Source organism: Albidovulum sp., from assembly GCF_008933605.1.
Classification (GTDB): Bacteria; Pseudomonadota; Alphaproteobacteria; order Rhodobacterales; family Rhodobacteraceae; genus Albidovulum.
Genome location: NZ_WBUS01000094.1, coordinates 1 through 12,931, shown reverse-complemented (window position 1 = coordinate 12,931; position 12,931 = coordinate 1). Strand labels below are relative to the sequence as shown.

Here is a 12,931-nt window from a genome sequence, read left to right as displayed (position 1 = left end):
CGCCAGCGCGGGCCGGTCGACGCCGGTGACGGCGCCGATCAGCAGCTTCGCCGCGACCATCGCCGCGAAGAGGCTGAGCAGAGCGGCCAGAAGGAGGAAGCCGGGAAGTATCAGCCGCACCGGGAGGGTCGCGGGAAAGCTCATCGTGCGGGGCAGCGGGAGGGGAAAACGCATGGGGCAGCGCGCCTTGGCAGTGGGCGGACCGCCCTTGCATAAGGGTGCGGACGGACCGGATCAATCAGAGGAAGGCGGCGGCGGCAAGAAACAGCGCAGCGAGCAGCCCGGTATCGCGGTTGGAGCGGAAGAGCCTCAGGCAGTTCGCCGGATCGTCGATGTCGAGCCGGTTCATCTGCCAGAGGAGATGCCAGCCCATTGCCCAGGGCGCCAGGAGGGCGAGGCCGAGCTTCAGCGGGCCGGCCACGGGCAGGAGCGCCACCAGCACGGCCAGCGTCATCAGGCCGACGGTGGCCACGAGGAATCGGGCGAGCCACCTGCCCGTCGCCGCACCGAAGAGCCGCGCGGTGGACTTCACCCCGATCAGCACGTCGTCCTCCTTGTCCTGATGAGCATAGATCGTGTCGTAGAAGAGCGTCCAGGCGATGCCGGCGGCGTAGAGAAGCACTGCCGCCCCGTCCACCCGCCCGGCATGGGCGGCATAGGCGAGGATGGCGCCCCAGTTGAACGCCAGCCCGAGAAAGAGCTGCGGCCACCAGGTAAAGCGCTTGGCATAGGGGTAGATCGCCACCAGGCCGAGCGAGGAAAGCCCGAGCGCGACCGCCAGCCCGTTGTAGGACAGGAGGATGAGCCCGGCGGCTGCCATCTGCGCCGCCATCCAGATCACCGCCTGCCGGACGCTGACCTGCCCCGAAGGGATCGGCCGCGACCGGGTGCGTGCCACGGCAGCGTCGAAGTCGCGGTCGGTGATGTCGTTCCAGGTGCACCCTGCCCCGCGCATCAGCCAGGCCCCCAGCGCACAGCCAAGCCAGATCCACGCGTCCCAGAGCCGCCAGCCGTCCTGCGCGGCGGCCAGCGCGACACCCCACCAGCAGGGAATGAGCAACAGCCAGGTCCCGATCGGCCGGTCGGCGCGCGAAAGCCGAAGGTAGGGTCGCGCGAATCCCGGGGCGAGGCGGTCCACCCAGTTGCCGCGCATCGCGTCGGCGACGGTTCCGGCAGCGGCGCCCTCGGGCTCTGGCGTTTCGTCGGGGGCGCTCATAAGGTCCGGCTCATGGTTCAGGCGAAGATCAGGCTCTGTGTAGACCAGCCGCTCGGGCCGGGGCAATCCGTTGTCCTGGCGGAAGCGCAGGCGCATTACCTTTTCGGCGTGATGCGCGAAGGCCCGGGGTCGCGCGTGCTGGTCTTCAACGGCCGTGACGGCGAATGGCTGGCAGAGGTGGCGGAGGCGGGCAAGCGGAAAGGCACGCTCCGTTGCCTCGAACGCACCCGCGTGCAGGACCGGCCGGCCGACCTCTGGCTTCTCTTCGCCCCTGTGAAGAAGGTGCGTACGGACTTCATCGTCGAGAAGGCGGTGGAACTGGGCGTGGCCCGGCTGCTGCCGGTGACGACCGACTATACCAACGCCGAGCGGTTCCGCCGCGACAAGGCGGAGGCGCATGTCCGCGAGGCGGCCGAACAGTGCGGGGCGATGGCGCTACCCTCGGTGGCAGAGCCGGCAACGCTGGGCAAGGTGCTTGCCGCCTGGGATGCCGGGCGGCAGCTCCTCTGGGCCGACGAGGCGGCGGCGGGTGCCGGATCGCCGCGCGATGTCCTCGCCGCGCTCGCGCCTGGCCCCTCGGCCATTCTCATCGGCCCGGAGGGCGGCTTCTCCCCGGCGGAGCGCGAGTGGCTTCGCGCGCTCCCCTTCGTGACGTCCGTCGCGCTCGGCCCGCGCATCCTGAGGGCCGAGACGGCAGCTGTGGCGCTCGTGGCGATCTGGCAGGCACACCTCGGCGACTGGACGCCGGCATGATCCGGCCCGAGGTCCGCGCGCTGGCCCGGCGCTGGCGAGAGGTGATCGCGGCGGCGATCCTGGCTGCGTTCGGATTCTGGTCAATGTCCGGCGGCGGTTACGTGCTTCTGCCGCTCGGGATCGCGATGACATCGGTCGCGGCGGGCTGGGGGCTGATCGCGCTTCGCCGCGTTCGCTTCCTGCGCGGTGTGGACGCGCCGGGACTGGTGGAGGTGGACGAGGGCCAGGTCGGCTGCTTCGGCCCGACCTTCGGCGGCTTCGTGGCGCTCGCCGACCTCTCGGAACTGCGGCTTGCCGAACACTTCGGCGCCCGCGCCTGGCGGCTGAAGACCGCGGACGGGCAGGTCCTCCTGATTCCGGTCGATGCGGCCGGGGCGGACCGGCTCTTCGATGCCTTCGCGGCCCTGCCCGGCATCGACATGGCGGCCCTCGCCGCGGCACTCGACCACGGCCAGCCGACGCTGCCGCTCTGGACCCGGCGCGCCGCGCGGCTGTCGCGCATGTGAGCGATCACGAAAAGTCATGGCCCCGCGCGGCCGGGTGAGCTTGACTCGGGCCGGGTCGCGTTTCAGGTCTATCGCTCCTGAATCGATAGACGGATCGAGGCGACCCATGTCCATTCCACAGCAGGGCGGCGGCCCGATCGAAAGGTTCGAGGACCTCGCGGCCTATCTCGCGTCGGGCTGCAAGCCGAAGGCGGACTGGCGCATCGGGACCGAGCACGAGAAATTCGGCTACTGCAAGGACAGCCTGAAACCCCTGCCCTACGACGGCCCGCGGTCGATCAAGGCCATGCTTGACGGGCTGGCGGAGCGCTACGGCTGGCAGCCGGTACTGGAGCAGGGCAACATCATCGGGCTAACCCAGAACGGCGCCAACGTGAGCCTGGAACCGGGTGGGCAACTGGAGCTTTCCGGCGCGCCGCTGGAGACGATCCACCAGACCTGTGACGAGGTGAACGAGCATCTCCGCGAGGTGCAGGCGGTCGCCGACGGGATCGGTGCGCGGTTCATCGGCCTCGGCGCCGCGCCGATCTGGCGGCAGGAGGAGATGCCGATGATGCCCAAGGGGCGTTACCGGTTGATGACCGACTACATGGACCGCGTCGGCACCATGGGCAAGACGATGATGTATCGCACTTGCACGGTGCAGGTGAACCTCGACTTCGCCTCGGAAGCCGACATGGTGAAGAAGTTCCGCGTGGCGCTCGCGCTTCAGCCCGTTGCCACCGCGCTTTTCGCCAATTCGCCCTTCCTCGACGGCAAGCCCAACGGCCGGAAGAGCTGGCGCAGCCACATCTGGCAGAACCTCGACCCGGCGCGGACCGGGATGCTGCCCTTTGTCTTCGAGGACGGAATGGGGTTCGAGCGCTATGTCGATTACGCGCTCGATGTGCCGATGTACTTCGTCTACCGCGACGGAAAATACATCAACGCGCTCGGCCAGTCGTTCCGCGCCTTCCTCAAGGGGGAACTGCCGGCGCTGCCGGGGGAGAAGCCCACACTTTCCGACTGGGCCGACCATCTGACCACGATCTTCCCCGAAGCGCGGATCAAGAAGTACATGGAGACGCGGGGCGCCGATGGCGGCCCGTGGCGGCGGCTCTGCGCGCTGCCGGCCTTCTGGGTCGGGCTTCTTTACGACGCGGCGGCGCTCGACGCGGCCTGGGACCTGGTCAAGGGCTGGGACGCAGAGACTCGCGAGGGCCTGCGTGCCGCGGCGTCGATCCACGCGTTGCAGGGCGAGGCGAAGGGCATCCGCATGATCGATCTGGCGCGCGAGGCGGTGAGGATCGCCGAGGCGGGGCTGAAGGCCCGCGCCCGGCCGGGTGTCGGAGGGATGGTTCCCGACGAGACCCATTTCCTGAATGCGCTGCAGGAGAGCATCGAGACGGGCAAGGTGCCGGCCGACGAGCTGCTGGAGAAGTATCACGGCGCGTGGGCGGGCGATCTGAGCCGCATCTACGGCGAATACAGCTACTGAGTCCTATCGTCGCTCCACGCGCGGGACCGGGGACGGACCATAGCCCGGCGGCCCCGCCGGCGGCTGCCCAAGCGGATCGGGTCCGAAGCGGTTGGACCCCGCCGTGCCCCGCGTGGCGAGGAACCAGATGAGGATCAGCGGGCCGATCAGCGGGACGAACTGCAGAAGCACCCACCAGCCGGAGCGGTCGATGTCGTGCAACCGCCGCACCGTGACGGCGAGCGACGGCAGGAACACGGCGAGCCAGTAGAGCGTTCCGACCGGGCTCGGCCCCTCTCCGCCCATCATCCAGCGGTGCGGGCCTCCGGCTCCCGCGTCGATCACCGCGAGGATCAGCGTCACGCCGAAGTTGAAGAGCGCGAACCACCAGAATTCCGCTCGCCGCGCGCGGCCGGCGAAGGTCGCGTACTTCGAGAAACAGGTTGCGACCGCGGTCGTGAAATCCATCCTCGCCTCCCTGCCGGAGCAGACCAACAGTCGTGCCTCTTGGAGCCGAAGTAAAGAAGTGGGCGCCGGCGCCTCGCCGCCGACGCCCTGCCGTTCAGACGAGCCGCCGGGTCAGGAAGCGGCCCGCGTCGACCGCGGCCTGATCTCCTAGCATCCGGTCGGCGAGTTCCGGGTCTCCGCCGACGTTGCCCCACCCGTCAAGGTGGACGCAGTCGGCGAGAGGAAGCCGCCGCCGCCAGCCGACCGTCTCCAGCTCGGGCCGGCGATGGAAGCCGCGCACATGCCCGATGCAAAGATAGGCGACCGGGATGACCCCTTCCGGCAGGCGGAGAAGGGACTTGAGCGCGCGGTTGTCGAGGATCGAGACCCAGCCAACGCCCAGCCCTTCGGCGCGCGCGGCGAGCCAGAGGTTCTGCACCGCGCAGACCGACGAGAAGAGGTCCATCATCGGAATATGCGTCCGCCCGATCACCACCGGCCCTGCCCGGCTTCGGTCGCAGGTGACGCAGATGTTGAGCGGCGCCTCGAGGATACCCTCGAGCTTCAGCCCGCGGTAGGTCTCGCGCCGCTCGCCCTCGAACATCAGCGCCGCCTCGGCATTCGCCTTCGCGAAGAGGTCATGCACCCGACGACGCGTTTCACTGTCGCGCAGGATGATGAAGTCCCACGGCTGCATGAACCCGACGGAGGGTGCGTGGTGCGCGGCCAGAAGCACACGGCTGAGCCGTTCGGGCGCCACCGGATCGGGCAGGAAGTCGCCGCGCGTGTCGCGGCGGGTCAGGATCGTGCGGTAGACCGCTTCGCGGGTCGCGGTATCGTAGGCATCGGGCGCGGCGAGCGCACATGTCGTATCGGCCATCGGAGTCCCCTTGGATGGTCCCGCGCCGGCAGCCGTCCACGCGGCCTGCGCCATCCCTCCCGGCCGGTCTTCTGACTGAGGTTCACCCCGTCCGGACACCTTCCCGGCCCTTGGGCCAGTGGCTTTCGTCCGGCGGTCCCCCTTACAGCGTTGGGCACGTTGCGGGCTTGCACCGCATTCCCGATTCTCCCGCCGTGGCGGGCACCGGAAGGTGGGCCGACCCTAAGGGCCTTCACCCGGTTGTCCAGCGAAAAAGGGCGCCCTCGAGGCGCCCCCATCGTCGAGGTCGCCAGGGCCCCTCCCGGCCCTTCGCTTGCGCTCCGGGCGTTCGGACCCGCAATCGCTCCAACGGAGCGATTGCGGGCGGTCCTCACCCCTTCTTCAGGCAGCGGTTGCCCAGCGTCTCGGCGATCTGGACGGCGTTCAGCGCCGCGCCCTTGCGCAGGTTGTCGGAGACGCACCAGAGGTTCAGGCCGTTCTCGATCGTCGAATCCTGACGGATGCGGCTGACAAAGGTCGCGTAATCGCCGACGCATTCGATCGGGGTGACGTAGCCACCCGGCTCGCGCTTGTCGACGACCATCACCCCCGGCGCCTCGCGCAGGATGTCGCGCGCCTCGTCCTCGTCGAGGAATTCCTCGAACTCGACGTTGATCGCCTCGGAATGGCCGACGAAGACCGGCACCCTGACGCAGGTCGCCGTGACCTTCACCTTGGGGTCGAGGATCTTCTTCGTCTCGGCCACCATCTTCCACTCTTCCTTGGTGGAACCGTCCTCCATGAAGACGTCGATGTGCGGGATGACGTTGAAGGCGATCTGCTTGGTGAACTTCTTCGGCGGCACTTCCGAGACCGGGTTGTAGATCGACTTGGTCTGGTCCCAGAGTTCGTCGATCCCCGCCTTGCCGGCACCCGAGACCGACTGGTAGGTCGAGACGACGACGCGCTTGATCCTGGCCCTATCATGGAGCGGCTTGAGCGCCACCACCATCTGGGCGGTGGAGCAGTTGGGGTTGGCGATGATGTTCCTGGCCTTGTACTTCTCGACCGCCTCGGGGTTCACTTCCGGCACCACGAGCGGGATTTCCGGGTCGTACCGATAGAGCGAGGAGTTGTCGATCACGACGCACCCGGCCTTCGCGGCCTTCGGCGCGTAGATCTTCGTCGCCTCGGACCCCACGGCAAAGAGCGCGATATCCCAGCCGGTGAAGTCGAAGGTGTCGAGGTCCTTGGTCTTGAGGGTCTTGTCGCCGAACGAAACCTCGGTGCCGAGCGACTTGCGCGAGGCAAGCGCGGCAATCTCGTCGACGGGGAACTCCCGCTCGGCGAGGATGTTCAGCATTTCGCGACCCACGTTCCCCGTGGCGCCGGCGACAACGACCTTGTAGCCCATCTGGGGTCTCCTCAAGTTCAGGACGAGGCCCCTTATCCGATTGCGGGGGTCAGATAAAGGGCCGCCGATTCTGCGGTGCAGAATTGTTGCGGGGAAACCGTTCAGCGCGGCTTCGGCGCGCCCACCTGCACCACCCGCGGATCGCGCGCGATGAGACCGCTGACGAACCGCGCCTCGGTGGCGAAGTCATGCGGCACCTGGTCGGCGCGGCGCGACCCGGTGAGCGAGAGCGAGGCGAAGAAATCGAAGCCGTGAAGCCGAAGTTCCGAAAGCGCGCTCGATGCCAGCAGCTCGATCATCATCATCCCCGTTGTCGGCGGAGCGCCGAGGGCATCCTTCAGCGCCCGCCATTCCACCAGCGGATGCAGGTAGAAGCCTGGCGACGAGGCGACACGCCAAGACAGGCGCTTGCGCTTGTGGCTCATCCAGAGAAGGCGGCGCGGCCGGACCCGCTCCAGATCGGCCGCGCCGATGGAGGTGGCGAGCGCGAGCCAGTCGGTGCGCGCGCCATGCGTGCGCGTGGCGGGCATCGGCGCGCGGTTGATGCGGATCACGATGTCGGCGCGGTCGATCTCGGCCCCCTCGTCGCGCTCGGCCAGCGACCGCGCGTTGCCGACGAGCGCCACCCGCTTGTCCTTGAGTTCCGCCATCAACTCGGCCTTCGGCACCGAAAGCCGGGCGATCGGCGCGTCCCAACGCAGCGTCCGCGCGAGAAGGAACCCCGCCCGCGTCACCAGCGTTCTCCCGCCAGAAGGCGGCGGTAGACGGCAACCAGCGCCGCCGCCTCGTCCTCGATGCGGAACTGCGTGCGGACCCGCTCCAGCGCCGCCGCGCCCGCTGTCCGGCGTCGGTCCGCGTCGTCGAGGAACGGGGCGATCGCGGCGGCAAGGGCGGGGACGTCGCCGGGCGGCACCAGCGTGCCGGTCGCCTTGGTCACGATCTCCTCGAACGCCCCGACCCGCGTGGCCACCACCGGCACGCCGCAGGCCATTGCCTCGATCGGGGTGAGCCCGAAGCCTTCCCACCGCTGCGGCGCGACATAGAGGTCGAGTGCGCGATACCAGTCGGCCATCTCGTGCACCGGCACCTCGGACAGGAACCTGACGCGATCCGCGAGTTGGGCGGCCGCGGCGCGCGCCTTCAGGTCGTCGAGGAACGCCTCGTGCCCCTCCGTCGCACGCCCCATGACGAGCGCGGTCACGCCCGGCCGGACCTGCAGGAGGTCGATGGCGGCGTCCACGAAGGCGTCCGTCCCCTTCTGCGCCCGGATGCGGCCGAAGCAGCCGAGGATCACGTCGCCCTCGGGCAGGCCGAGCCGTCGCCGCAGCGCGGCGCGGTCGAGGGGCGGCGAGAACGCCTCCGTGTCGATGCCGTGGTGGATCACCTCTGCGGTCCGTTCGAGGTAGCAGGCACTGCGCCCCGATGTGGCGACCAGCCCGTCCATCCGGGCGATGAGCCCGCGGGTGTAGCCGGTGTGCCTGCGCTGCGAGGCGGAAGTGAAGAGAAGCGCGAGCCGCCGGCGGAAGACACCGCGCAGGACGAGGCCCAGCGCCATCTCGGTGTTGCGCCGCGCGTGCCAGACCCTGAGCCGGTCGCGCGGCATGAGGAACAGGCGCCACAGCGGCACATGCGGCACATGGGGCGGCAGGCCCGGCCCGGTCGCCGCGATCCCGATCCTCCGCGCCTGCAGCGGCACCAGCCGCACGACCGTGGCCGTCACGCCGGAAAGGCGCCGCTTCAGGTTCGGCGCGATCACCTCGATGTCGCGGATATCGGGGGCCATGCGCGCTCCTTCCCCGCGATGGTTAGCCGATGGGGGCCGGCCACGCCAGCCTCAGGCGTCGCGGCTGAAGAGGTAGAGCGCGAGTCCGGCAAGAAGCGGCACAAGGAAGAAGAGGAAGAGTGCGGCAAAGGGTGCCTCAGGCGTGGCGGCGCCTTCGGCGGCAGCGCGATGCACCTGGCCACTGGCGAATTGCAGGATGCCCGCGCCGCCGATCCCGAACATGTTGACCAGCGTCACCCCGCGCCCGACGAGATGCGGCGGGAAGAAGGCCCGCGCATGGGCCATGACCGCCGGGAAGGACGAGCCGAAAAGGCCGAGCCCCGCGAGAAGCGCCGCCGCCGTCCAGACCCCCCGCTCGGGCCAGAGGGCGAGTGCGGCAAGGCAGACGGCGCCGAGCGCGTTGCCCCAGAACACCACCCATTTCCGCGTGCCGAAAATGCGGTCGAGCGGCCCGTAGGCGAAATTGCCGGCAACCATCGCCAGCGCCATCACCAGCGTGACCCGCCCGATGGTCGTGGCGTCGGCCGCGAACACGTCGGCCAGGTAGGGCCCGGCCCAGAGCCCCCGGATCGCCGCGGCCGGCGCGTAGGCGACGGTCATCAGAAGCAGGATCGCCCAGAGGCCGGGAATGCGCAGCAAGTCGAGAACCGACCCGGTTCCCGCCTCGGGCGTCTTCGCCCGTTCCGGGTCGCGCACGAAGACCGCGAGCGCCAGCGCCACGGCAAGCGTCACCGCCGTAAGGCCGAGGAGCGTCGGCCGCCAGCCCACCGCAGCCACCAGCGCGGCAAGGGGCGCGGCGCCTGCGATGTTGCCGAGCGAACCCGCGCCGATCATCGCGCCCGCGAGCGTTCCGAAGACGGCGGGCGAGTAGATCCGCGCGAAGATGTAGTAGGACGCCATCAGCACCGGCGAGCAGCCGACCCCGATCAGCGCCATCGCCAGATGGATGGCCCAAGGCGCCTCGGCCAGCGCGAAGACGAGCGCGCCGCCGCCGCCGCCGAGCCCGAGGAGGATCGAGACCGTCAGCCGCGGACCGATCCGGTCGAGCGCAGCGCCCACCGGCATCTGCATCAGCGCGAAGGTGATGAACCAAATCCCCGACGACAGCGCGAGGTCCGCAGGTGTCGTCCCGATCTCCGCCCCGAGCGTCGGCGCAAGCACCGCGAGAAACGCGCGGTAGAACTGGCTTAGCACGTAGCCGGCCACGAGAAAGGCAAGTCCGATCCGCATGTCTCCTCCCCGGCGGCGACGGTCGTTCAGAACCGCGGCGGTTGCAAGGGCGGGCGTTGATCTTGACCGCGCCCTCGGGGACACTGTGTCGGAACCGCCGGGGAGCAAACCGATGACCGACCTCGAAACGCGCATCGCGCAGGGCCGTGGCGACGCGCCAGCAGATCTCGTGCTCCGAGGCGGACGCGTCCTCGACGTGGTGACCGGGGCGATGATCGACGGCGATGTGGCGATCGCCGGCGACACCATCGTCGGCATCGGCGCCCCCTACGAGGGGCGCGAGGTGATCGACGTGACGGGCCTAACGCTCGTCCCCGGTTTCATCGACACGCATCTGCACATCGAAAGCTCGCTCGTCACGCCCCTGGAGTTCGACCGCTGCGTCACCCCGCGCGGTGTGACGACCGCGATCTGCGACCCGCACGAGATCGCCAACGTGATCGGCCTTGACGGCATCCGCTGGTTCCAGGAGGCGAGCCGCCACACGCTGATGGACCTGCGCGTACAGCTTTCCTCCTGCGTTCCCTCCTCGCATATGGAAACGGCGGGGGCGGAGATCGGCGCCGACGACCTTCGCGCCGTGATGGGCGATCCCTCGGGCATCGGGCTGGCGGAATTCATGAACTACCCCGGCGTGATCCACCGCGATCCGGGCTGCATGGCGAAGCTCAGGCTCTTCGCGGGCGGCCATGTCGACGGCCATTGTCCGCAGCTCACGGGCCGCGACCTCAACGCCTACATCGCCGCCGGCATCCGCACGGAGCACGAGGCGACGACCGCCGCCGAGGCGCGCGAGAAACTCCAGAAGGGGATGCGTGTCCTGATCCGCGAAGGTTCGGTGTCGAAGGACCTGAACGCGCTTGCACCGGTTCTGACCGACGTGACCTCGGCCTACATGTGCCTGTGCACCGACGACCGCAACCCGCTCGACATCGCCGAGCACGGGCATCTCGACTACATGATCCGCACGCTCATCGCGAAGGGCGTGTCGCGACTTGCCGCCTACCGGGCGGCGAGCCTGTCGGCGGCCGAGGCCTTCGGCCTGAAGGACCGCGGCCAGATCGCGCCGGGCAAGCGCGCCGACATCGTCGCCGTCGACAGTCTGGAGGGCTGCCATGCCCGGCTCGTCCTCTGCGCCGGACGGCTGGCCGACGCCGCCGCTTTTGCCGCGCGCCCGACGCTCCCGCCGGTCGGGCGCCATTCGGTCAGGGCGCCGAAGGTCCGGCCGGAGGATTTCCGCGCCCGCGCCAACCGGACCGAGACGGACGTGATCGGCATCCTCGAGGGCAAGATCATCACCGAGCACCTGCGCGAGGGGATCCCGGTGCAGGACGGCGACAAGCGCCCCGACCCGGCGCGCGACCTGATGCGCATCGCGGTGATCGAACGGCACGGGAAGAACGGCAACATCGCCACCGGCTTCGTGAGGGGCTTCGGAATGCGGGCCGGCGCCATCGCCTCCACCGTCTGCCACGATCACCACAACATCGCCGTCGTCGGTGCTAACTACGCCGACATGGCACTGGCGGCGAACCGGATGGCGGAAATCGAGGGCGGCTTCGTCGTGGCGCGCGGCGGCGAGGTGCTGGCGGAACTCGGCCTGCCGGTGGCGGGGCTGATGAGCCTCGATCCGTTCGAGACGGTGCGCGACCGGCTCGTCGCGCTGCGCGCCGCCGCGAGAAGCCTTGGCGTGGTGCTGGAGGAACCCTTCCTCCAGCTCGCCTTCCTCGCGCTGCCGGTGATTCCGGCGCTGAAGATCACCGACCGCGGCATGGTCGACGTGACGCGGTTCGAGATCATTCCCGGGTGACGGAGGCGGACACCCGGTCGTGGCACCATCGGCGAAGCGCCTCGGTCTCTGCCGGCAGGCGCTCCGCCATTCCCCCGGCGAAGTCCGCGAAGGCAGAAAGATAGTCCGCTCCAACCACGGTGAGTACCGCCAGACCCTCGCCCAGCGCCCGGCCGATGAGCGGGCGGAAGCCTCGGCCCTCCGCCTCCTGCCGGCCGAAGCGGTTAAGCAGCAGCACCCGCGGCGCCCCGGTGTCGAGCGCCGCGCCGACCAGCCCGGCCGCCTCCTCCAGCGCCGCGGCGTTGAGCCGGCAGCCGGTTGAACCGGGGCCCAGCATCTGGCTGATGCGGATGATGCGCTCGGTGCCGATGATGCGCAGATCCATGTCGGGGGGCTGGCCGTCGTCGCGCGCGGCGTTGTTCTGGATCGCGCCGGCAAAGGGGATGTCCGCCGCTTCCAGGCGCAGCGCCACCGCCGCGAGGCAACCGTCGGCCCCGGCGTCCGCGATGATGTAGCCGAGCATCGCCCCTCCTCTTGAACCCGCCCGTTCCCGCATACAGGATGCCGCACCGGCCGCAAAGCAGAATGGAGGCGTTCGGATGGCGCAGGGCTTCCGCCCGATCCGCGACGACGAGATCGACACCGTGATCGCGCTCTGGGATCGTGCCGGCATGACGCGACCCTGGAACCCGCCGCGCGCGGACATCGAGGCGATCCGCGCCAACCCGAAGTCGGCGCTTCTGGTCGCCTGCGCGGATGGCGTCCCGGTTGCGAGCGTCGTGGTCGAGGACGGCGGCCACCGCGCCTGGGTCTATTACCTCTGCGCCGATCCGGCGCGGCGCGGCGAAGGCTGGGGCGGCAGGGCCATGGCGGCAGCGGAGGACTGGGCGCGGGCGCACGGGCACACCAAGCTCCAGCTTCTCGTCCGCCGCTCGAACGCGCCCGTCATGGGTTTCTACGAGCACCTCGGGTACGAGGAGAGCGCGGTGGCCGTCCTGCAGAAATGGCTCGACCCCGAGCGCGAGCGCGCCTTCCGCGAGAACCCCGATGCCCACTGATCCACCCTGCGTGATCCTTGCTGGCGGTCAGGCGCTGCGGATGGGCGGAGGCGACAAGGGCCTCCTGCCGCTCGGCTCCGGTCGCGTCATCGACCACGTCATCGCCCGCCTTGCCCCGCAGTGCGGCGCACTTGCCATCAACGCGAACGGCGATCCTGCGCGCTTCGCGGAATTCAGCCTGCCGGTACTGGCCGATCCGGTGCCCGGGCAGCCCGGGCCGCTCGCCGGCATCCTCGCGGCGATGGACTGGGCGGCGGGGCTCGGGGCCGGCGTTGTCGTCACCGCGGCGGCGGACTCGCCTTTCCTGCCGCGTGACCTCGTCGCGCGCCTCGTCGCCGCGACGACCGAAGGCGGCGCGGTGGCGGAAAGCCCGGACGGGACGGGGCGGATGCGGGCGCATCCGACCCGTCCCGTCCGGGC

Annotated in this window: 14 protein-coding genes and 1 riboswitch; of the genes, 6 read left to right on the top strand and 8 right to left on the bottom strand. The window is 69.8% G+C overall.

Annotation, left to right across the window (positions count from 1 at the left end; all coding sequences use genetic code 11):
- Positions 1–238: 238 nt before the first annotated feature.
- A complete protein-coding gene (gene ubiA, locus F9K34_RS12550; RefSeq protein WP_291337310.1) occupies positions 239–1,216 on the bottom strand; it encodes a 4-hydroxybenzoate octaprenyltransferase in 978 nt (325 codons plus the stop codon).
- 12 nt (positions 1,217–1,228) lie between these two features.
- Between ubiA and F9K34_RS12545 the strand changes: the two genes are divergently transcribed.
- From F9K34_RS12545 to F9K34_RS12535, 3 genes are all read left to right on the top strand, one after another.
- Positions 1,229–1,969 carry a 16S rRNA (uracil(1498)-N(3))-methyltransferase gene (locus tag F9K34_RS12545; RefSeq protein ID WP_291337309.1) on the top strand — a complete coding sequence of 247 codons (741 nt, stop codon included), beginning with the start codon at positions 1,229–1,231 and terminating at the stop codon, positions 1,967–1,969.
- Positions 1,966–2,475: a hypothetical protein gene (locus tag F9K34_RS12540; RefSeq protein ID WP_291337308.1), complete on the top strand. Its 510-nt coding sequence runs from the start codon at positions 1,966–1,968 to the stop codon at positions 2,473–2,475. The genes F9K34_RS12545 and F9K34_RS12540 overlap by 4 nt, the downstream gene beginning before the upstream one ends.
- A gap of 106 nt (positions 2,476–2,581) precedes the next feature.
- Positions 2,582–3,952 carry a glutamate--cysteine ligase gene (locus tag F9K34_RS12535; protein ID WP_291337307.1) on the top strand — a complete coding sequence of 457 codons (1,371 nt, stop codon included), beginning with the start codon at positions 2,582–2,584 and terminating at the stop codon, positions 3,950–3,952.
- 3 nt (positions 3,953–3,955) lie between these two features.
- Here F9K34_RS12535 and F9K34_RS12530 read toward each other — a convergent pair whose 3' ends face one another.
- From F9K34_RS12530 to F9K34_RS12505, 6 genes are all read right to left on the bottom strand, one after another.
- Positions 3,956–4,399, bottom strand: a complete 444-nt coding sequence (locus tag F9K34_RS12530) for a DUF805 domain-containing protein (RefSeq protein ID WP_291337306.1) — start codon at positions 4,397–4,399, stop codon at positions 3,956–3,958.
- Between the two features lie 94 nt (positions 4,400–4,493).
- Positions 4,494–5,258: a 5,6-dimethylbenzimidazole synthase gene (bluB, locus tag F9K34_RS12525; protein ID WP_291337305.1), complete on the bottom strand. Its 765-nt coding sequence runs from the start codon at positions 5,256–5,258 to the stop codon at positions 4,494–4,496.
- A gap of 44 nt (positions 5,259–5,302) precedes the next feature.
- A riboswitch (cobalamin riboswitch) is annotated at positions 5,303–5,482 on the bottom strand.
- Positions 5,483–5,628: 146 nt separating this feature from the next.
- The gene (locus F9K34_RS12520; RefSeq protein ID WP_291337304.1) at positions 5,629–6,651 is read right to left on the bottom strand and encodes an aspartate-semialdehyde dehydrogenase; all 1,023 of its coding nucleotides are present in this window, start codon (positions 6,649–6,651) and stop codon (positions 5,629–5,631) included.
- Positions 6,652–6,752: 101 nt separating this feature from the next.
- Positions 6,753–7,385, bottom strand: a complete 633-nt coding sequence (locus tag F9K34_RS12515) for a glycosyltransferase family 29 protein (RefSeq protein WP_291337303.1) — start codon at positions 7,383–7,385, stop codon at positions 6,753–6,755.
- Positions 7,382–8,434 carry a glycosyltransferase family 4 protein gene (locus tag F9K34_RS12510; RefSeq protein WP_291337302.1) on the bottom strand — a complete coding sequence of 351 codons (1,053 nt, stop codon included), beginning with the start codon at positions 8,432–8,434 and terminating at the stop codon, positions 7,382–7,384. Before F9K34_RS12510 ends, F9K34_RS12515 begins: the two co-directional genes overlap by 4 nt.
- Positions 8,435–8,485: 51 nt before the next feature.
- Positions 8,486–9,664: an MFS transporter gene (locus F9K34_RS12505; RefSeq protein WP_291337301.1), complete on the bottom strand. Its 1,179-nt coding sequence runs from the start codon at positions 9,662–9,664 to the stop codon at positions 8,486–8,488.
- Between the two features lie 112 nt (positions 9,665–9,776).
- Between F9K34_RS12505 and ade the strand changes: the two genes are divergently transcribed.
- Complete coding sequence (ade, locus tag F9K34_RS12500; RefSeq protein ID WP_291337300.1) at positions 9,777–11,474, top strand: adenine deaminase; 1,698 nt, start codon at positions 9,777–9,779, stop codon at positions 11,472–11,474.
- On the opposite strand, the gene F9K34_RS12495 is transcribed toward ade, so the two are convergent.
- Positions 11,461–11,976, bottom strand: coding sequence for a DUF2478 domain-containing protein (locus F9K34_RS12495; protein WP_291337299.1), 516 nt, complete (start codon positions 11,974–11,976; stop codon positions 11,461–11,463). The genes ade and F9K34_RS12495 overlap by 14 nt on opposite strands.
- A 76-nt stretch (positions 11,977–12,052) precedes the next feature.
- Here F9K34_RS12495 and F9K34_RS12490 point away from each other — a divergent pair, with 76 nt between their 5' ends.
- Together F9K34_RS12490 and mobA are read left to right on the top strand one after the other, a co-directional pair.
- On the top strand, positions 12,053–12,511 hold the full coding sequence (locus F9K34_RS12490) for a GNAT family acetyltransferase (RefSeq protein ID WP_291337298.1): 459 nt from the start codon (positions 12,053–12,055) through the stop codon (positions 12,509–12,511).
- The coding region (gene mobA, locus F9K34_RS12485; RefSeq protein ID WP_291337297.1) for a molybdenum cofactor guanylyltransferase at positions 12,501–12,931 on the top strand (431 nt) is incomplete at its 3' end. The genes F9K34_RS12490 and mobA, both read left to right, overlap by 11 nt.